We start from the raw sequence: 19,964 nt of genomic DNA on the forward strand, positions 1-19,964 counted from the left end.
AGGGCCCGAAAAAACGAAGAGGACAGACTGATGCGCGCACTGAGTTGGGGATGTGGCTTACTGATACTTGCGTTCACCTGCCAGGCGGCGGCGGACACACTGATTTTTCTCTCGACAAAGGCTTTGCTCACTACACGGCAGACCATCCAGAATCAGCAGGCAAGCCCACGTACGCAGCAAGCCTGGCAACAGCTGAAACAGCAGGCGGATAAGGCGCTTAAGCAGCCCGATCCCAGCGTCATGGACAAAGGTCTGGTGCCCCCCAGCGGCTCGCGACACGATTATCTCAGCCTGAGCGCGTACTGGTGGCCGGACGCCCGGCAGAAAACGGGGCTTCCGTGGAGCCGTCGGGATGGCGAGGTGAATCCCGACACAAAGAACAACCAAACAGACGGGCTGCGTTTTGCGCGTTTTAGTGCCGATGTGCAGGCACTGACGCTGGCCTGGTTCTTTTCGGGCGATGTACGCTATGCCAGTAAAGCCCAATCGATGATCCGTCACTGGTTTATCGATCCCGCCAGCCGCATGAACCCCAACCTTAACTTTGCGCAAGGCGTGCCGGGCATCAGCACGGGTCGGCACGATGGCGTACTGGATGGGCGTTATTTTGCCACCCGCATTGTTGATGCGTTGATATTGCTGCGTCAGTCACCTGGCTGGCGTGCAGGCGACGAGGCCGCGCTGCAGCGCTGGTTCCACGACTACCTTACCTGGCTGCAAACCAGTAAGCTGGCGCGCCAGGAGCGGCATGCGGCCAACAATCACGGCAGCTGGTATTGTGTTCAGGTGGCCGGGATTGCCGCTTACCTGCATAACGACGCCGTTATGAGGGACATGATGGCGCTGGCTAAAACGAAGATCGGTGGGCAGATAGCGCGTGATGGCACGCAGCCGCTTGAACTGGCCCGCACCCGCTCTTTTCACTACAGTTTTTTTAATTTACAGGCGCTGACTGCGATAGCGGCCTTGTCGTCTCAGCGCGGTGAGGACGATCTCTGGCACTACTCTGACAAACAGGGCGGCTCGCTGCAGGCTGCGTTGGATTATATGGCACCGTTTAGTGATTCTGCGCGCCGCTGGCCGTGGAAGACGCGCGACCGTAACAGCGGGCGCGTCATTCCCCTGCTTATGCTGGCGGATAATGCGCTGGGTTCTGCACGCTATCAATCCTGGATTGACCGGTTTGACTGGCGTGAGGCGACTGAAGATGTCTTGCGTGAAGGGGCGTTGCTGCGGCAGGAGTAGCAGGGCATAAAAAAGTCCCGCCGCACCAAGTGACGCTCACTCAGGACGGCAGGCTATAGTGCGTTTGAAGGGATTAACGGCCGCTGCGGGTCAGTTTTTCCAGATCGGATTCAATTTCCGCGATCTTGTGTGACACCACGCCTTCCAGATGACGCAGATCGTCCAGAATTTTACGTTTCAGATCGACTTCAACCTGATCGCGCTGGCAAATTTGATCCAGCTCATCGATAACATAGCGCAGGTTAGGGCTGATTTCCTGCACTTCACGGTAGCCCTGCGACGCATTATCGGCGACGACCGTTTTACGCTGACGAGGGTATTTAAATTTCACGCTTTTAGCGAAAAATTCGCCTTTATCTTTGCGGAAATAAATTTTCAAAATATCGTTATTCGCTTCCTGACGCAGGCTGTAGCGATCGATATCGTCGGGGTTACTAATGCCTAAGCTCTTAATATTGTCATACATAACGTTTTTTCCACCAAATGATAAGCGCGCAGAATTGTTCATGACTTAATGACTGTAGACATAAATAACATGAATCAGTGCGCAACAGGATTTAACTGGCGCGAATTATGACCTGGATGAAAAGTAAACGCACCCGTTGGTTCGCGTTGAAAAACAACATTACCCGTAACAGCTGTAAACAAAAGATGACGGGCTGTCAGGCAGCCCGTCCACAAGCTTAGTCGATCGTGCGCAGCAATTCATTAATGCCGGTTTTGGCCAGTGTTTTGGCATCCACTTTTTTCACGATAACCGCGCAATACAGGCTGTAGCTGCCATCTTTTGACGGCAGATTACCCGAGACGACGACCGATCCGGCAGGTACGCGTCCGTAATGAATTTCACCGGTTTCGCGGTCATAAATTTTGGTGCTTTGACCAATATAAACGCCCATTGAAATAACTGAACCTTCTTCAACAATTACGCCTTCAACAATTTCAGAACGTGCGCCGATGAAGCAGTTATCTTCAATAATGGTCGGATTAGCCTGCAGGGGCTCAAGCACCCCACCGATGCCTACGCCACCAGATAAGTGGACATTTTTACCAATTTGCGCACAGGAGCCCACGGTGGCCCAGGTGTCCACCATCGTTCCTTCGTCAACAAAGGCACCGATGTTCACATAGGAAGGCATCAACACGGTATTACGTGCAATAAAGGCACCTTTACGCACGGCGGCGGGCGGTACGACGCGGAAACCGGCGGCTTTGAAGCGCGCATCGTCCCAGTCAGCGAATTTCATTGGCACTTTGTCGTAAAAGCGTGTTTCTGCGCCTTCCATGACCTGATTGTCATTGATGCGGAAAGAGAGCAGAACGGCTTTTTTCAGCCACTGATGCGTTACCCATTCACCGTCGATTTTTTCAGAAACGCGCAGCTCACCACTGTCCAGTTTGGCGATAACCTGATTAATCGCGTCGCGGGTTTCAGTATCCACACTGGTCGGGGTGATATCAGCGCGACGTTCGAAGGCAGATTCAATAACACTCTGTAACTGTTGCATATTTTTTCCTGATCTGTCATTTGTGGTGCCGGTCAGCGACCAGCACAGGTAAAAAGTGAAAGTTCACAAATTGAAGCGGGTCACACTTTATCGTTTGGATTAAGGGCCTCTGTCAACCGTTGTTGCAGGGTCTGGCGCATTTCCTCATCCAGTGCCCGGCGTTCGCTATTGGCCAGAATAAACAAATCTTCGACACGTTCCCCAATGGTACTGATGCGCGCGCCATGCAGTGATACGCCGAGATCGGCAAACACCTCGCCGACGCGCGCCAGCAAGCCCGGCTGATCGAGCGCCACCAGTTCCAGATAACTCCGGCGATCGGTATGCGTCGGCAGAAAGTTTACTTCGGTATCCACGCTGAAATGGCGGAGTCGGGCAGCCTGACGGCGGGTACGTGGCGGCACCCAGTCTGACTGCGTAATCGCCTGTTCCAGCGCCTGAATGATCAGCGCATGACGATCGGGAGCCAGCGGGCTGCCATCCGGCTCCAGCACGATAAACGTATCCATCGCCATACCATCGCGGCTGGTAAAAATCTGCGCATCATGCACGCTGAGATTGCGGCGATCCAGCTCACCGGCCACGGCGGCAAACAGGTGGGGCCGGTCCGGGCTCCAGATAAAAATTTCTGTACCGCCTCGTGTAGCCTGTGGGCTTACCAGCACCAACGGTTTACGCAGATCGTGTTCCAGTAAATGGCGCGCATGCCAGGCGATCTGATTCGGCGTGTGACGCAGGAAGTAGTCGGCACGGCACCGGTTCCAGATGTGGTGCAGGCGGGCTTCATCGATGTTGTCCATGCGCAACAGTGCCAGCGCCTGTAAACGGTGATGGCGGACACGCTCACGCAGATCCGGGCTGTTCTCCATGCCGCGGCGCAGCTGTTTTTCAGTGGCAAAGAACAGTTCTCGTAGCAGACTTTGCTTCCAGCTGTTCCACAAGCTTTCATTAGTGGCGCAGATGTCGGCAACGGTCAGGCAAACCAGATAACGCAGCCGGTTCTCGTTCTGCATGACTTCGGCGAACTGTTGAATGACCGTAGGATCCTGAATGTCGCGGCGCTGCGCGGTAACTGACATCAGCAGATGATGACGAACCAGCCAGGCCACTAACTGGGTTTCACGTGAGTTAAGACCGTGCATCTCCGCAAACGCCAGCGCGTCCTGCGCACCCAGCACGGAGTGATCGCCGTTACGCCCTTTCGCGATGTCGTGTAACAGCGCAGCCATTAACAGTAATTCCTGTTGTGGCAGGCGAGGCCAGAGTTCAACGCACAACGGATGTTGCGGGCGCGTTGCTTCATTGGCAAAGCTCTCCAGTTTCTGCAACACCCGGATAGTGTGCTCATCGACGGTATAAGCATGAAATAAATCAAACTGCATCTGCCCGACAATGTGGCCCCAGAGCGGCGTATAAGCCCAGAGCACGCTGTGGCGATGCATCGGGACCAGCGCGCGACTGACCGCACCGGGATGACGCAGAATCGACATAAACAGGCGACGCGCTTCAGGCAACTGGCATAAGGGTTGCTCAAGATGACGTCGTGTATGACGCAGGCGGCGCAGTGTAGTGGAGTAGATCCCTTTGATGTTTTCATTGCGTACCATGACATAGAACATACGCAAGATCGCCTGGGGTTCCCGATCAAACAGGGTTTCATCACGCAGATCGATCAGGTTACCGCGCAGCTGGAAATCGTCATCAATGGCATAGGGTTTTTCATTGGTGGAGAGCGCCAGAATGGCCTCATCGAACAGTTGCAACAGCATCTGGTTAAGCTCACCGATGCGCCGCGTGACGCGGTAAAAATCTTTCATCATGCGTTCGACCGGTTCGTTGCCTTCTCCCTCATAATTCAGGCGCCGGGCAACGCTGAGCTGGCGGTCAAACAGCAGGCGGTTATCGTACCGTGGCAGAGACAGGTGCAGGGCAAAGCGAATGCGCCAGAGAAACGCCTGGCACTCATTCAGCTCGCTGCGCTCTGCGTCCGTCAGGAAACCAAAGCCTGACATCTCATCCAGCGTGGTCGCGCCAAAGTGGCGACGGGCAACCCATTGTAAGGTATGAATGTCACGTAACCCGCCGGGGCTGCTTTTGATATCCGGTTCCAGGTTATAGCTGGTACCGTGATAACGTGTATGGCGTTCCTGCTGCTCGTCGATTTTGGCGGCAAAAAAGCGGGATGATGGCCAGAAGCCATCGCTGAAGACATTTTTTTGTAATTCCAGAAACAGCGCGACATCGCCGGTCAGCATTCGGGCTTCAATCAGATTGGTCGCCACGGTCAGATCGGACAGCCCTTCCAGCAGGCACTCTTCGAGGCTACGTACACTGTGGCCGACCTCCAGCTTGAGATCCCACATCAGCGTCAGTAGCGCGCTGGCGCTCTGCGCCGCCTGCTCATCCAGCGGCTGACGGCTGAGAATTAAGATATCGATATCGGAAAGGGGATGCAGTTCACCGCGACCGTAACCGCCGACGGCGACAAGCGTGATGGCTTTCATGCTGTCGAAGCCAAAAAAACGCCACAAACGGCGCAGCAGGCGATCGATAAACAGCGTTCGGGCGTGAATCAGATCTTCGACAGGCTCACCGGCATCAAACGCCGCCGCCAGGTGCTGCTGGAAGCCCTCCAGACGTTGCTTTAAGACGTCGCGTGTCAGCGTATCGTCTTGCCACTCGCCAGGGGAATCATTCAGGCCGTTTTTCACTTCTTGCGACAGGCTCATGCAACGCTCTCATCATTAACCATAAAAAAACCGGCAGAGCGCCGGCTTTTTTATTCGTGGTGGAATTACTCCTGGTTAACTAACACCGCAGGCAGGGTGTCGTCTTTTCGCAGGGTTAAAATCTCACAGCCGTTATCCGTCACCACAATAGTATGCTCGTACTGCGCCGACAAGCTGCGATCTTTGGTTTTCACCGTCCAGCCGTCTTTCATGGTACGAATGCGGTAATCACCGGCGTTCACCATCGGTTCAACGGTAAAGGTCATTCCTGCCTGCAGGACCACTCCGCCGTCATCCGCGTCGTAATGCAGCACCTGAGGCTCTTCATGGAAGCCTTTGCCAATGCCGTGACCGCAGTATTCCCGCACGACAGAGAAGTCATTCGCTTCGACGTATTTTTGAATCGCGCGGCCCAGCTCGCGCAGCCGAATGCCCGGCTTAACTAAACGCAGTGACAGATAAAGGCTTTCCTGCGTCACGCGGCACAGACGTTCGCCCTGAATGGTGGGTTTACCCACGATAAACATTTTGGACGTATCGCCATGGTAATCGTCTTTAATCACGGTCACGTCAATGTTAACGATATCCCCGTCTTTTAACGGGCGATCGTCACTGGGGATGCCATGGCAAACCACTTCATTCACTGAGATACAGACAGATTTAGGGAAACCGTGGTAACCCAGGCAGGCAGACACCGCCTGCTGCTTCTCGGTAATGTGCGCATGACAAAGGCGATCCAGTTCGCCCGTCGTCACGCCAGGCTGCACGTGCGGTTCGATCATTTCAAGCACTTCCGCAGCCAGCCGACCTGCGACGCGCATTTTTTCGATTTCTTCGGGAGTTTTTATTGAGATTGCCATTAAATTATTCCGCTGTTGCTGAAATTTTCAGCAATAATGAACGCTGTGCTGTCATGTTAACAGCAAGCCAAAAGGGCTGCCAAACGGAGAACGCATCGCGCGCCATAAGCGAACAATTATTGGCGTCCAGAGCCTGATTGTGGTATAAAGCGCGCCGACGATTCTCTGTGGGCTGCAAGGTCAGCGGGAACCGCAATAATCTCACTATGTGTACTAAAACACACATGTATCGACACATACGCCGGGGTGCCTTGAAAGAGGTCGGTTGTATGGGATACATGGAGGCCCAACCCCAATTAAACTAGAGGTAGTAATCATGGCAACTGTTTCCATGCGCGATATGCTCAAGGCTGGTGTTCACTTCGGTCACCAGACCCGTTACTGGTGCCCAAAAATGAAGCCATTCATTTTCGGTGCGCGTAACAAAGTTCACATCATCAACCTTGAGAAAACCGTACCAATGTTCAACGAAGCTCTGGCTGAGTTGACCAAAATCTCTTCCCGTAAAGGTAAGATTCTGTTCGTTGGTACTAAGCGCGCTGCTGCCGAAGCGGTAAAAGAGTCTGCACTGAGCTGCGACCAGTTCTTCGTAAACCACCGCTGGTTGGGTGGTATGCTGACTAACTGGAAAACCGTTCGTCAGTCTATCAAACGTCTGAAAGAGCTTGAGACTCAGTCTCAGGACGGCACTTTCGACAAACTGACCAAGAAAGAAGCGTTGATGCGCGCTCGTGAGCTGGCCAAGCTGGAAAACAGCCTGGGCGGTATCAAAGACATGGGCGGTTTGCCGGATGCACTGTTTGTTGTCGATGCTGACCACGAACACATCGCAATCAAAGAAGCAAACAACCTGGGCATCCCAGTATTTGCTATCGTTGATACTAACTCTGATCCGGATGGCGTTGATTACGTTATCCCAGGTAACGACGATGCGATCCGTGCTATCAACCTGTACCTGACTGCCGTTGCGACTACCGTTCGCGAAGGCCGTTCTCAGGATCTGGCTGAGCAGGCTGAAGAAGCGTCTTTAGAAAACGCTTAATTAAGGTTTGCTCTGTAGAAGAGCCCTTAGCATTCAGATGTGATCTGTAAGGGGCCAAACATGGCCCCTTTATTTTATCCAAGTCTGTAACGCCCCTGTTCAGGCCGGCGGGACAGAGTAAATTTTCCGCAAATAAGTACCTGTTGATGCACCCGTGCTCAGGTACGAACCGAGGATTCTGGAATGGCTGAAATTACCGCTGCACTGGTAAAAGAACTGCGTGAGCGTACTGGCGCAGGCATGATGGACTGCAAAAAAGCGCTGACTGAAGCGAGCGGCGACATCGAGCTGGCGATTGAAAACATGCGTAAGTCTGGCGCAATCAAAGCAGCGAAAAAAGCAGGTAACGTTGCTGCTGACGGCGTGATCAAAACCAAAATCGTTGGTAACTACGGTGTGATTCTGGAAGTAAACTGCCAGACTGACTTCGTTGCAAAAGATGGCGGCTTCCAGGCATTTGCTGACAAAGTGCTGGACGCGGCTGCGGCTAACCGCATCACCGACGTTGAAGCGCTGAAAGCACAGTTTGAAGAAGAGCGCGTTGCACTGGTTGCCAAAATCGGTGAAAACATCAACATTCGTCGCGTTGCAATGCTGGAAGGCGAAGAGCTGGGCAGCTACCTGCACGGCGCACGTATCGGCGTTCTGGTTTCAGCGAAAGGCGCTAACGAAGATCTGATCAAACAGATCGCGATGCACGTTGCGGCAAGCAAGCCTGAGTTTGTTAAGCCAGAAGACGTTTCTGCTGAAGTGGTTGAGAAAGAGTACCAGGTTCAGCTGGATATCGCGATGCAGTCTGGCAAGCCAAAAGAAATTGCAGAGAAAATGGTTGAAGGCCGCATGAAGAAATTCACCGGTGAAGTTTCTCTGACCGGTCAGGCATTCGTTATCGATCCAGCCAAAACCGTTGGCCAGGCGCTGAAAGAGCAGGGCGCTGACGTGATCAACTTCATCCGCTTCGAAGTGGGCGAAGGCATCGAGAAAGTTGAGACTGATTTTGCTGCTGAAGTTGCAGCGATGTCCAAACAGTCTTAATGATCTGAAAGAACCGCCAGATGGCGGTTCTTTTTTGTCTGTCACAGGCAAAAGATACGTTTTCAGTTTCATCCCAATAGCAATTCTTTTGCTGTAAGCGGATGATTGATCGGAATTACTTCTCACTCATCATATCTTCCAGGAAGAACTGACCATGGCGACCAACGCAAAACCTGTTTATCAACGTATCCTGCTAAAACTCAGCGGTGAAGCACTGCAAGGTGCAGAAGGTTTTGGTATCGACGCGAGTGTGCTTGACCGCATGGCTCAGGAAGTTAAAGAGCTGGTCGAACTGGGTATCCAGGTGGGCGTTGTGATTGGCGGGGGCAACCTGTTCCGTGGAGCGGGGCTGGCACAGGCGGGCATGAACCGCGTTGTCGGCGACCACATGGGGATGCTGGCCACCGTAATGAATGGCCTGGCAATGCGTGATGCGCTGCATCGTGCCTATGTTAACGCCCGTCTGATGTCGGCGATTCCCCTGAACGGCGTGTGCGACAACTACAGCTGGGCAGAAGCCATCAGCCTGTTGCGCAATAACCGCGTTGTCATCTTCTCCGCAGGTACCGGTAACCCCTTCTTTACGACGGATTCTGCCGCCTGTCTGCGCGGTATCGAAATCGAAGCCGATGTGGTGTTGAAAGCCACCAAAGTTGACGGCGTTTATTCTGCGGACCCCGTGAAGCACCCCGATGCAACACTGTACGAAAAACTGACCTATGCGGAAGTGCTGGATCAAGAGCTAAAAGTGATGGATCTCGCCGCGTTTACGCTGGCGCGCGATCACAAACTGCCTATCCGCGTTTTCAACATGAACAAGCCTGGCGCATTGCGTCGCGTAGTGATGGGTGAAAAAGAAGGCACCCTGATTACGCATTAATACCCGAGGCGAGATAAAATAGGGTATATTCTGTCAGTGCGGCGCGGTATTGCCGCACGCCATTCAGGATTATCGATGCTTATCGATCCCGCTTCCGGTAATGCCGGAACTGGCCAGGTCAAACCGAATCCAAGGGTTTTAACGTGATTAACGACATTAAAAAAGATGCTGATACGCGCATGGATAAATGCGTGGAAGCATTCAAAACCACTATCAGCAAGGTGCGCACAGGTCGTGCTTCACCTTCACTGCTCGACGGCATCATCGTTGAATATTACGGCACGCCGACGCCACTGCGTCAGCTGGCTTCCGTCACTGTTGAAGATTCCCGCACGCTGAAAATCAACGTGTTTGATCGCTCTCTCGGCCCGGCCGTTGAAAAAGCGATTATGGCGTCTGATCTTGGGCTGAATCCCAGCTCTGCCGGTTCGGACATTCGTGTTCCGCTGCCTGCACTGACCGAAGAACGTCGTAAAGACCTGATTAAAATCGTGCGCGGCGAAGCCGAGCAGGGTCGTGTGTCGGTACGTAACGTCCGTCGCGATGCCAACGATAAGATCAAAGCGCTGCTGAAAGATAAAGAGATCAGCGAAGACGACGAACGTCGCGCGCAGGATGAAATCCAGAAAATGACCGATGCGCACATCAAGAAAGTCGATGCAGCATTGGCCGAAAAAGAAACGGAGCTGATGGATTTCTAATTCCATCTTCGCCGACGAAAACGCCGTACAGGGAGGCCTTCTGACTGAATGCCATCTCTGGCGGCGTTTTACGTTGTGCCCCACGCTTTTACCGATACAGGGACAGCATTATGAAGCGATTAACTCTGCTGGGTTCGACCGGATCAATCGGCACCAGCACGCTGGCCGTTGTTAAAGCCAATCCGGCGCTTTACCAGGTCACGGCGCTGGTGGCGGGCAAAAATGTAGCCCTGATGGCAGAACAGTGTGCACAGTTTCAACCGCGCTACGCCGCCATGGCAGATGAAGACGCTGCCGCCGCGCTACGTGAGCGACTGAGAGCATTGAAGATCAGGACTGAAGTGCTCTCCGGCGTTCAGGCAGCCTGTGAACTGGCCGCGCTGGATGAGGTTGACCAGGTGATGGCCGCGATTGTGGGTGCATCGGGGTTATTACCCACGCTGGCCGCCATTCGCGCCGGCAAAACGGTCTTGCTGGCGAACAAAGAATCGCTGGTCACCTGCGGCCGTTTATTTATGGAGGCGGTACGTCAACATAACGCGCAGTTGTTGCCGGTCGATAGCGAGCACAATGCCATTTTTCAGAGTTTGCCCGCTTCCATCCAGCATCAGTTAGGTTACGCTGACCTGCAGAATAACGGCATTGAGTCGATTATTCTTACGGGATCGGGTGGCCCTTTTCGTGACACAAATTTAGCGGATCTGAGCAATATGTCGCCAGATCAGGCTTGTGCACATCCGAACTGGACAATGGGGCGTAAAATCTCTGTTGATTCGGCCACCATGATGAATAAAGGTCTTGAATACATTGAAGCGCGCTGGCTGTTTAATGCCAGCGCAGCGCAGATGGAAGTGATTTTGCACCCACAATCGGTGATCCACTCCATGGTGCGGTATTGCGATGGCAGCGTGCTGGCCCAGTTAGGTTCGCCTGACATGCGGACACCAATCGCCCACAGTATGGCCTGGCCCGCACGTATTGAGGCTGGGGTCACACCGCTGGACTTTACCCGCATGTCGGCACTGACCTTCTCGGCACCTGATTTTGGTCGTTACCCCTGTCTCAAACTCGCGATTGATGCCTGCGAAGCCGGACAGGCAGCGACCACCACGCTCAATGCGGCCAATGAGATTGCCGTGGCGGCTTTCCTGGATAAGCAGATCCGTTTTACGGATATTGCCGCGTTGAACAGCGCAGTGCTGTCGGCGCATCACTGTCAGGAGCCGGACTCCGTGGATGCGGTCATTGACATTGACCGAAGCGCACGCGCGGCGGCAACAGAAATGTTGTCCCATTTCACGTCGTAATAACGATTACGCTGAGGCTATTTGTTCGCTTCGGGTGAAAATGTTATAGTCGCTGGCTCGCGTTTAACGGTCTGTCACCGAATTCGGTGTGGCCCGGCAGGCAATGTCGGGATTTGTACCGGGCGCAATGTATTCAGAAACCACAGCATTTCTGATGAAAGGAATTGATTACGCGTTATGTCGTCTGAAAATCACAACAACACCGATGACCAACAGGGTACCGGTCCGCGCCACGTCGCTATCATCATGGATGGCAATGGCCGCTGGGCTAAAAACCAGGGAAAACTGCGTATTTCCGGCCATAAAGCGGGCGTGAAATCAGTACGCCGCGCCGTTAGCTTTGCTGTCAATAATAATCTGGAAGCGTTAACGCTTTACGCCTTTAGCAGCGAAAACTGGAGCCGTCCTGCGCAGGAAGTGACAGCCTTAATGGAACTGTTTGTCTGGGCGCTGGATAGCGAAGTGAAGAGCCTGCATAAACACAATGTCCGCTTACGCATTATTGGCGATATCAGTCGATTCAGCCCGCGTATTCAGGAACGTGTCCGTCGGGCCGAGGCGCTGACGGAAAATAACGATCGCCTGACGTTAAACATCGCCGCTAATTACGGCGGACGTTGGGATATCATCGAAGGTGTTAAAAAGTTGGCTGAACAGGTACAGGAAGGCTTGTTACGCCCTGATCAGATAACCGAAGAGAGTCTGACGTCGCAGCTGTGTATGAACCAGCTGGCGCCAGTGGATTTAGTGATAAGGACCGGGGGAGAGCATCGGATTAGCAACTTCCTGTTGTGGCAGATTGCCTATGCGGAATTCTATTTTACTGATGTGCTCTGGCCGGATTTTGATGAACACGTTTTTGAAGGTGCACTGAATGCATTCTCTCTGCGGGAGCGACGCTTTGGCGGCGCTGCACCAGGCGGCGCCTGAGCAATCTGGGGGTAACCTTTGCTGAAGTCTCGTCTGATCACCGCGCTGATCCTTATTCCGCTGGTGATCGCTGCATTGTTCTGGTTACCGCCTGTTGGCTTTGCAATTGTTACGATTATCATCTGTATGCTTGCCGCCTGGGAATGGGGGCAACTGTCCGGTATGGCATCGCGTCAGCAACGTATCTGGCTGGCCGTGATCTGTGGCCTTGTGCTGACGCTTATGCTCCTTACCCTTCCCCCTTACGAACATAACGCCTATCTGCCGCAGGTTACAGGCTGGCTGTGGGCTTCGCTGGCCTGGTGGACGGGCGCGCTGCTGTTGGTTCTGTTTTATCCAGCCTCTGCGACACTCTGGCGTCATTCCCGGCTTCTCCGCCTGCTGTTCGGTGTCTTAACCATTATTCCTTTCTTCTGGGGCATGATGGCGCTCCGCCAGTATCACTACGAATCTGATCATTTTGCCGGTGCATGGTGGCTGTTGTTTGTCATGTTTCTGGTCTGGGGGGCCGATTCAGGTGCCTATATGTTCGGTAAGCTGTTTGGCAGGCATAAGCTGGCCCCCAAAGTGTCACCCGGTAAAACCTGGGAAGGATTTTTGGGCGGACTGGTCTCTTCCGCGCTTATTGCTGTGCTGTTTGCCAGCTTTGCGCCGCTGACCATCCCGACGGGCACGCTGGTCATGTGTGCGGTGATTTCGACGCTCGCATCAGTCCTGGGCGATCTCACGGAAAGCATGTTTAAACGTGAAGCCGGTATCAAAGACAGTGGTAACCTGATCCCGGGACATGGCGGCATCCTCGACCGCATTGACAGCCTGACAGCAGCCGTACCGGTCTTTGCCTGCCTGTTACTGTTGGTGTTTCAGACACTCTAAGGGCAAACGACGATGTTAAGCGTAATCTGGAGTTTTGCCGCATTCATCATTGCACTGGGCATATTAATTACGGTGCATGAATTTGGCCATTTTTGGGTGGCGCGGCGCTGCGGGGTCAGAGTCGAACGTTTTTCAATCGGTTTTGGTAAAGCGTTATGGCAACGCCGTGACCGCCATGGGACCGAATTTGTTCTTGCCCTCATTCCACTTGGCGGTTACGTCAAAATGCTGGATGAGCGGGTCGAAAGCGTCCCTGCGGAACTCCGGCACCAGGCGTTTAACAATAAAGCCATCTGGCAGCGCGCCTCCATTATCGCTGCTGGTCCTGTCGCCAATTTCCTGTTCGCCATCTTTGCCTACTGGGTCGTCTTCATTCATGGCGTGCCGGGTGTGAAACCTGTGGTTGGTGAAATTCTGAACGGTTCGGTAGCGGCGGAAGCGCAAATTACACCCGGAACGGAACTTAAGGCCGTCGACGGTATCGAAACGCCTGACTGGGAAGCTGTGCGCATGGCGCTGGTCGGTAAAATCGGTGACAGCAGCACGACGCTGACAGTGGGTCGCTTTGGCGAACAAGGGACGCAGCAAAAGCACGTTGATTTGCGGAACTGGCAGTTTGAGCCTGATAAGCAGGATCCGGTGGTGGCGCTGGGGATACGTCCTCGCGGTCCACAGATCGAAACGACACTGGCTGAAGTGCAAAAGAATTCACCCGCCAGTGAAGCCGGTTTGCAAGCGGGCGACAGGATCGTTAAAGTCGATGGTCAGTTATTAACGCAATGGCAGCTTTTTGCGACTCAGGTTCGGGATAACCCCGGAAAAAGTATGGCCCTTGAGGTCGATCGCAACGGTGAAGCGGTGAAGTTGACCCTGACGCCGGAAGCGAAACCTGGAAATAAAGCGGAAGGGTTTGCGGGCGTCATTCCGCGAGTTGTTCCTCTGCCAGACGAGTACAAAACGGTAAGACAATATGGCGCGTTCCCGGCCATTGGTGAGGCCAGTGTAAAAACCTGGCAACTGATGAAGCTGACCGTCTCCATGTTGGGCAAGTTAATAACCGGTGATGTGAAGTTGAACAACCTGAGCGGCCCAATCTCGATTGCGCAAGGTGCAGGTTTGTCAGCCGAGTACGGAATGATTTACTACCTGATGTTCCTGGCGTTGATTAGCGTCAACTTAGGAATCATCAATCTGTTCCCGCTGCCGGTTTTAGATGGTGGGCACTTGCTCTTCCTGGCGATCGAAAAGATCAAAGGGGGACCGGTGTCCGATCGAGTTCAAGACTTTAGTTATCGCATCGGCTCAATACTGCTGGTGATGTTAATGGGGCTTGCACTTTTCAATGATTTCTCACGCCTGTAACCGCTGGAACGCGAGCTTGCGTGGGATGTGTTAGGAAAACGCATAATAACGATGGCGATGAAAAAGTTGCTCATAGCGTCGCTGCTGTTTAGCAGCGCCACCGTTTACGGTGCAGACGATTTCGTGGTGAAGGACATTCATTTCGAAGGGCTGCAGCGAGTCGCCGTCGGCGCGGCTCTGCTGAGCATGCAAGTTCGGGTTGGCGATACGGTGAATGACGATGACGTCAGAAATACCATTCGCTCCCTGTTCGCGACTGGCAACTTTGAGGATGTTCAGGTCCTGCGAGATGGTAATACGCTGATTGTTCAGGTTAAAGAACGTCCTACCATCGCCAGCATTACCTTCAGCGGTAACAAAGCGGTTAAGGACGATCAGCTCAAACAGAACCTTGAAGCCTCAGGTGTGCGCGTCGGCGAAGCGCTGGACCGCACCACAATCTCTTCAATCGAGAAGGGACTGGAAGACTTCTACTACAGCGTGGGTAAATATACCGCCAGCGTAAAAGCCGTTGTCACACCGCTGCCGCGTAACCGCGTCGATCTGAAACTGGTCTTTACCGAAGGTGTTTCTGCCAAAATTCAGCAGATCAACATTGTAGGTAATAAAGCCTTCAGTTCAGACGAACTCATTTCCCGTTTCCAGCTGCGTGACGAAGTGCCGTGGTGGAACGTGGTGGCTGACCGTAAATACCAGAAACAGAAACTGGCGGGTGACCTTGAAACCCTGCGCAGCTTCTATCTGGATCGCGGTTATGCCCGTTTCAATATTGATTCGACGCAGGTGAGCCTGACGCCGGATAAGAAAGGCATCTACATCACCGTTAACATCACCGAAGGCGATCAGTACAAGATTGCCGGCGTTATTGTTAACGGCAGCATGGCCGGCCATTCGGCGGAAATCGAACACCTGACCAAAATCCCGGCGGGCGAGCTGTATAACGGCGCAAAAGTCACGTCGATGGAAGATGATATCAAGAAGCTGTTAGGCCGCTACGGTTATGCCTATCCGCGCGTCGTGACGCAGCCTGAAATTAACGATGCCGATAAAACCGTTAAGTTGCATATCAACGTGGATGCGGGCAACCGCTACTACGTGCGTAAAGTGCGCTTTGAAGGTAACGACACCTCGAAAGATGCCGTACTGCGTCGCGAAATGCGCCAGATGGAAGGTGCCTGGCTGGGCAGCGATCTGGTCGATCAGGGTAAAGAGCGCCTGAATCGTACAGGTTACTTCGAAACCGTTGACGTGGATACGCAGCGTGTACCGGGCTCACCGGATCAGGTTGACGTGGTTTACAAAGTTAAAGAGCGTAACACCGGTACCTTTAACTTCGGCGTCGGCTACGGTACGGAAAGTGGCGTCAGCTTCCAGGTCGGCGTGACCCAGGATAACTGGCTGGGTACCGGGAATACCGTCGGTATCAGCGGAACCAAAAACGACTACCAGACCTATGCAGAGTTCTCCCTGACCGATCCTTACTTTACCGTTGATGGTGTGAGTCTGGGCGGCCGGGTGTTCTACAACAACTTTAAGGCCAGCGACGCCGATCTCTCCGGCTATACCAACAGAAGTTACGGTACAGACGGGACATTGGGCTTCCCAATCAATGAGAACAACTCGCTGCGCGTCGGTCTGGGTTATGTGCACAACGACCTGTCGGATATGCGTCCTCAGGTTGCGATGTGGCGCTATCTGGACTCAGTCGGTAAGCCACAGCAGTTAAACCGCAATGGCGATTTCTCGGCTGACGACTTCACCTTTAACTATGGCTGGACGTATAACACGCTGGACCGCGGTTTCTTCGCGACCTCGGGTAACCGTACCAACCTGAACGGTAAGGTGACGATCCCGGGTTCCGATAATGAGTTCTACAAAGTCACCCTGGACAGCCAACAGTATGTGCCGATCAATAAAGATCACACCTGGGTTGTGCTGGGCCGTGGCCGTGTCGGCTATGGTGACGGGCTGGGCGGTAAAGAGATGCCGTTCTATGAGAACTTCTACGCCGGTGGTTCCAGTACCGTGCGTGGCTTCCAGTCCAACACCATCGGTCCGAAAGCGGCCTACCTGAATGATGGCTCGTCGTACTGTAACCTGAGCGATCCTAACGGTATCTGTAAATCGAGTGATGCGGTGGGCGGTAACGCGATGGCGATTGCCAGCCTTGAGCTAATTACGCCCACGCCGTTCCTGAGTGAGAAATATTCGAACTCGGTGCGTACATCGCTGTTTGTCGACGCCGGTACCGTCTGGGATACCAAATGGCAGAACACCGCTGAAACGCGCGCTGCCGGTATTCCTGACTACAGCGATCCAAACAACATTCGCGTCTCGACCGGTGTGTCTTTACAGTGGATGTCACCGCTGGGGCCGTTAGTGTTCTCCTACGCCCAGCCGGTTAAGAAAGTGGATGGAGATAAGTCAGAGCAGTTCCAGTTTAACATTGGTAAAACCTGGTAACGTTCTGTACAGGGATGTGAAAAAAATAGCTTGCAGCTGTGGAGCATTGTTATGCTCCGCACTGCAAACATACATGTTGAGGGTAAGGAGTTTATAGTGAAAAAGTTGTTATGTGCAGTTACTCTGGGTGTTGCATTGGCTGCTTCTGCTGGCGCACAGGCGGCCGATAAAGTCGCAACTGTTGATCTGAGCCAGGTTTTCCAGAAATCACCTCAGCGCGCTGCTATCTCCAAACAGCTTGAGAGTGAGTTCCAGGGCCGCGCCACTGAACTCCGTTCTCAGCACGACAAAATTCAGCAGGAAATGCAGGATCTGCAGCGCAATGCGCCGACCATGAAGGCGAGCGAGCGCAACAAGAAAGAGAAGCAGATCGAATCTGAGCGCAATGCCTTCCAGGCGAAAGCAGACGCGTTTGAGAAAGACAACCAGACTCGTCAGGTTCAGGAACGTAACAAGCTGCTGGAAAAAATCCAGACTGCCGTTCAGTCAGTTGCCAAAAGCGGCGGATATGACCTGGTCCTGAATTCTCAGGCTGTGCTTTATTCTGGTTCTGATGTGAAAGACATCACTGATGAAGTTGCGAAGCAGGTTAAATAATCGATGTCATCAATTCGACTGGCTGATTTAGCCCAGCAGTTGGATGCAGAATTGCACGGAGATGGCGATATCGCCATCTCCGGCATTGCTTCTATGCAATCCGCCACAACTGGTCAAATCACATTTCTTGCCAACAGCCGCTACCGCGAGCAGCTCGCGCTGGTCCAGGCATCAGCCGTGGTGCTGACGGAAGCGGATCTGGAATGGTGTAAAACCGCCGCGCTGGTGGTGAAAAATCCTTATCTCACCTATGCGAGAATGGCGCAGCTGCTCGACACTACGCCACAGCCCGCGCAGGATATTGCGCCAAGTGCTGTGATTGATCCCAGCGCGAGACTCGGTGCCAATGTCTCTGTCGGGGCCAATGCGGTTATTGAATCTGACGTTGAGCTCGGTGATAACGTTGTCATTGGCGCAGGCTGTTTTGTGGGTAAAAAAACCCGTATCGGCAGCGGTACGCGTTTGTGGGCTAACGTCTCGGTTTACCATGAAGTAGTCATTGGTCAGCATTGCCTGATTCAGTCCGGCACCGTCATCGGTTCTGATGGCTTCGGCTACGCGAACGATCGGGGTAACTGGGTGAAAATACCGCAGTTGGGCTCGGTGATTATTGGCGATCGGGTAGAAATTGGTGCCTGTACGACCATTGATCGTGGTGCGCTGGATAACACTCTGATCGGCAATGGTGTTATCATAGATAACCAATGTCAGATTGCCCACAACGTAGTGATTGGCGACAATACTGCGGTTGCTGGCGGTGTGATCATGGCGGGTAGTTTAAAAATTGGTCGTTATTGTATGATTGGCGGTGCCAGCGTCATCAACGGCCATATGGAAATCTGTGACAAAGTAACCGTAACCGGTATGGGCATGGTTATGCGTCCGATAACAGAACCTGGTGTATACTCCTCAGGAATTCCATTACAGCCCAACAAAACCTGGCGCAAAACTGCAGCGTTGGTGATGAATATCGACGACATGAGCAAACGCTTAAAAGCAATCGAGCGCAAAGTCGGCAAAGACGACTAAACGCCATCCCATGACTGACCGGCTTTCATAATAACAGTGTAAGCAGGGAAGCCAGGCGCCACGGAAACTATTTGCGGCCTGCCAACGATCATGATGATCGGTGCAGGCCGTGTTATTGATGTCATCAGATTTTTAGGACAGGAAGAGTATTTTGACTACTGAAACTCATACTCTGCAAATTGAAGAGATTTTAGAGCTGCTGCCGCACCGTTATCCGTTTCTGCTGGTAGACCGCGTGCTGGATTTTGAAGAAAACAAATATCTGCGCGCGGTAAAGAACGTCTCCTTTAACGAACCGTTTTTCCAGGGGCATTTCCCTGGTAAACCGATTTTTCCCGGCGTTCTGATTCTGGAAGCGATGGCGCAGGCTACCGGTATTCTGGCATTCAAAAGCGTGGGTAAACTGGAGCCAGGCGAGCTCTATTATTTTGCAGGCATTGATAATGCCCGTTTCAAGCGTCCGGTCGTACCGGGCGATCAAATGATTATGGAAGTGACTTTCGAGAAAACCCGCCGTGGTCTGACGCGCTTTAACGGCGTAGCGACCGTGGACGGTAAAATCGTTTGTGAAGCGACCATGATGTGTGCCCGTAGCCGGGAGGAATAATTCGTGATTGATCCAACCGCCAACATCCATCCCAGTTCTGTCATTGAAGACGGGGCCATCATCGGCCCTGGCGTTCATATCGGCCCGTTCTGCTTTATCGGGGCGAATGTTGAAATTGGTGAAGGAACCGTACTCAAGTCACACGTTGTGGTGAATGGCCATACACGTATCGGTAAAGACAATCAGATCTATCAGTTCGCCTCCATTGGTGAAGTGAATCAGGATTTAAAATACGCGGGCGAACCTACCCGGGTTGAGATTGGCGATCGTAACCGAATCCGTGAAAGCGTCACCATTCATCGCGGCACGACGCAGGGCACGAATGTCACGGTTGTCGGCAGCGACAACCTGCTGATGGTTAACGTCCACATCGCCCATGACTGTGTGATCGGCAACCGCTGCATCATGGCCAACAACGCCACGCTGGGCGGCCATGTCACGGTGGATGATTTCGCCATCATTGGCGGTATGACCGCTGTGCACCAGTGGTGCACCATTGGCGCGCATGTGATGGTTGGCGGGTGTTCAGGCGTTGCTCAGGATGTGCCGCCCTATGTTATTGCACAGGGGAATCACGCGACGCCATTCGGAATCAATATTGAAGGCCTGAAACGTCGCGGCTTCAGCAAAGAGTCACTGCACGCGATTCGTAATGCCTATAAGTTGCTTTACCGCAGCGGCAGAACGCTGGATGAGGTTAAGCCAGAAATCGAAGCGATTGCTCAGCAACACAGTGAAGTGCAGCCTTTCTATGACTTTTTTGCCCGTTCAACTCGTGGATTAATTCGCTAAT

Annotated in this window: 18 protein-coding genes; 14 read left to right on the forward strand and 4 right to left on the reverse strand. The window is 53.1% G+C overall.

The window, feature by feature from the left end; all coding sequences use genetic code 11:
- Nucleotides 1–30: 30 nt before the first annotated feature.
- Entirely contained in the window at nucleotides 31–1,245 is a 1,215-nt protein-coding gene (locus G5574_RS17430) for an alginate lyase family protein (RefSeq protein WP_164482970.1), read from the forward strand.
- A gap of 73 nt (nucleotides 1,246–1,318) precedes the next feature.
- On the opposite strand, the gene G5574_RS17435 is transcribed toward G5574_RS17430, so the two are convergent.
- The 4 genes from G5574_RS17435 to map all read right to left on the reverse strand — a co-directional run bounded on the left by G5574_RS17435 (nucleotide 1,319) and on the right by map (nucleotide 6,342).
- Nucleotides 1,319–1,711: a DUF3461 family protein gene (locus G5574_RS17435; RefSeq protein WP_006117754.1), complete on the reverse strand. Its 393-nt coding sequence runs from the start codon at nucleotides 1,709–1,711 to the stop codon at nucleotides 1,319–1,321.
- A gap of 217 nt (nucleotides 1,712–1,928) precedes the next feature.
- A complete protein-coding gene (gene dapD / locus G5574_RS17440) occupies nucleotides 1,929–2,753 on the reverse strand; it encodes a 2,3,4,5-tetrahydropyridine-2,6-dicarboxylate N-succinyltransferase (protein ID WP_033740308.1) in 825 nt (274 codons plus the stop codon).
- Between the two features lie 80 nt (nucleotides 2,754–2,833).
- On the reverse strand, nucleotides 2,834–5,482 hold the full coding sequence (gene glnD / locus G5574_RS17445; RefSeq protein WP_039338672.1) for a bifunctional uridylyltransferase/uridylyl-removing protein GlnD: 2,649 nt from the start codon (nucleotides 5,480–5,482) through the stop codon (nucleotides 2,834–2,836).
- Nucleotides 5,483–5,547: 65 nt separating this feature from the next.
- Nucleotides 5,548–6,342: a type I methionyl aminopeptidase gene (gene map / locus G5574_RS17450; protein ID WP_033740309.1), complete on the reverse strand. Its 795-nt coding sequence runs from the start codon at nucleotides 6,340–6,342 to the stop codon at nucleotides 5,548–5,550.
- Nucleotides 6,343–6,658: 316 nt separating this feature from the next.
- On the opposite strand from map, the gene rpsB reads away from it, so the two are divergent.
- The 13 genes from rpsB to lpxA all read left to right on the forward strand — a co-directional run bounded on the left by rpsB (nucleotide 6,659) and on the right by lpxA (nucleotide 19,963).
- Nucleotides 6,659–7,384 carry a 30S ribosomal protein S2 gene (rpsB, locus tag G5574_RS17455; protein WP_006117758.1) on the forward strand — a complete coding sequence of 242 codons (726 nt, stop codon included), beginning with the start codon at nucleotides 6,659–6,661 and terminating at the stop codon, nucleotides 7,382–7,384.
- Between the two features lie 183 nt (nucleotides 7,385–7,567).
- Nucleotides 7,568–8,419, forward strand: a complete 852-nt coding sequence (gene tsf, locus G5574_RS17460; RefSeq protein ID WP_164482971.1) for a translation elongation factor Ts — start codon at nucleotides 7,568–7,570, stop codon at nucleotides 8,417–8,419.
- Between the two features lie 154 nt (nucleotides 8,420–8,573).
- On the forward strand, nucleotides 8,574–9,299 hold the full coding sequence (pyrH, locus tag G5574_RS17465; protein ID WP_006117760.1) for a UMP kinase: 726 nt from the start codon (nucleotides 8,574–8,576) through the stop codon (nucleotides 9,297–9,299).
- A gap of 143 nt (nucleotides 9,300–9,442) precedes the next feature.
- On the forward strand, nucleotides 9,443–10,000 hold the full coding sequence (gene frr, locus G5574_RS17470) for a ribosome recycling factor (RefSeq protein WP_006117761.1): 558 nt from the start codon (nucleotides 9,443–9,445) through the stop codon (nucleotides 9,998–10,000).
- 110 nt (nucleotides 10,001–10,110) lie between these two features.
- Nucleotides 10,111–11,307, forward strand: a complete 1,197-nt coding sequence (gene ispC, locus G5574_RS17475) for a 1-deoxy-D-xylulose-5-phosphate reductoisomerase (RefSeq protein ID WP_006117762.1) — start codon at nucleotides 10,111–10,113, stop codon at nucleotides 11,305–11,307.
- 177 nt (nucleotides 11,308–11,484) lie between these two features.
- The gene (gene ispU / locus G5574_RS17480; protein ID WP_006117763.1) at nucleotides 11,485–12,237 is read left to right on the forward strand and encodes a (2E,6E)-farnesyl-diphosphate-specific ditrans,polycis-undecaprenyl-diphosphate synthase; all 753 of its coding nucleotides are present in this window, start codon (nucleotides 11,485–11,487) and stop codon (nucleotides 12,235–12,237) included.
- Between the two features lie 18 nt (nucleotides 12,238–12,255).
- Nucleotides 12,256–13,113 carry a phosphatidate cytidylyltransferase gene (gene cdsA, locus G5574_RS17485; protein WP_006117764.1) on the forward strand — a complete coding sequence of 286 codons (858 nt, stop codon included), beginning with the start codon at nucleotides 12,256–12,258 and terminating at the stop codon, nucleotides 13,111–13,113.
- A 12-nt stretch (nucleotides 13,114–13,125) separates the two neighbouring features.
- The gene (gene rseP / locus G5574_RS17490; protein ID WP_033740312.1) at nucleotides 13,126–14,475 is read left to right on the forward strand and encodes a sigma E protease regulator RseP; all 1,350 of its coding nucleotides are present in this window, start codon (nucleotides 13,126–13,128) and stop codon (nucleotides 14,473–14,475) included.
- A gap of 51 nt (nucleotides 14,476–14,526) precedes the next feature.
- On the forward strand, nucleotides 14,527–16,938 hold the full coding sequence (gene bamA, locus G5574_RS17495) for an outer membrane protein assembly factor BamA (protein ID WP_164482972.1): 2,412 nt from the start codon (nucleotides 14,527–14,529) through the stop codon (nucleotides 16,936–16,938).
- A 51-nt stretch (nucleotides 16,939–16,989) separates the two neighbouring features.
- Nucleotides 16,990–17,535: an OmpH family outer membrane protein gene (locus G5574_RS17500; RefSeq protein WP_191091151.1), complete on the forward strand. Its 546-nt coding sequence runs from the start codon at nucleotides 16,990–16,992 to the stop codon at nucleotides 17,533–17,535.
- Between the two features lie 3 nt (nucleotides 17,536–17,538).
- Nucleotides 17,539–18,564 carry a UDP-3-O-(3-hydroxymyristoyl)glucosamine N-acyltransferase gene (lpxD, locus tag G5574_RS17505; RefSeq protein ID WP_033740314.1) on the forward strand — a complete coding sequence of 342 codons (1,026 nt, stop codon included), beginning with the start codon at nucleotides 17,539–17,541 and terminating at the stop codon, nucleotides 18,562–18,564.
- A 151-nt stretch (nucleotides 18,565–18,715) separates the two neighbouring features.
- Nucleotides 18,716–19,171, forward strand: a complete 456-nt coding sequence (fabZ, locus tag G5574_RS17510; RefSeq protein ID WP_164482973.1) for a 3-hydroxyacyl-ACP dehydratase FabZ — start codon at nucleotides 18,716–18,718, stop codon at nucleotides 19,169–19,171.
- 3 nt (nucleotides 19,172–19,174) lie between these two features.
- Nucleotides 19,175–19,963: an acyl-ACP--UDP-N-acetylglucosamine O-acyltransferase gene (gene lpxA / locus G5574_RS17515; protein WP_006117770.1), complete on the forward strand. Its 789-nt coding sequence runs from the start codon at nucleotides 19,175–19,177 to the stop codon at nucleotides 19,961–19,963.
- Nucleotide 19,964 lies beyond the last annotated feature (1 nt).

It is taken from the genome of Pantoea stewartii (genome assembly GCF_011044475.1).
Taxonomy (GTDB): Bacteria; Pseudomonadota; Gammaproteobacteria; order Enterobacterales; family Enterobacteriaceae; genus Pantoea; species Pantoea stewartii.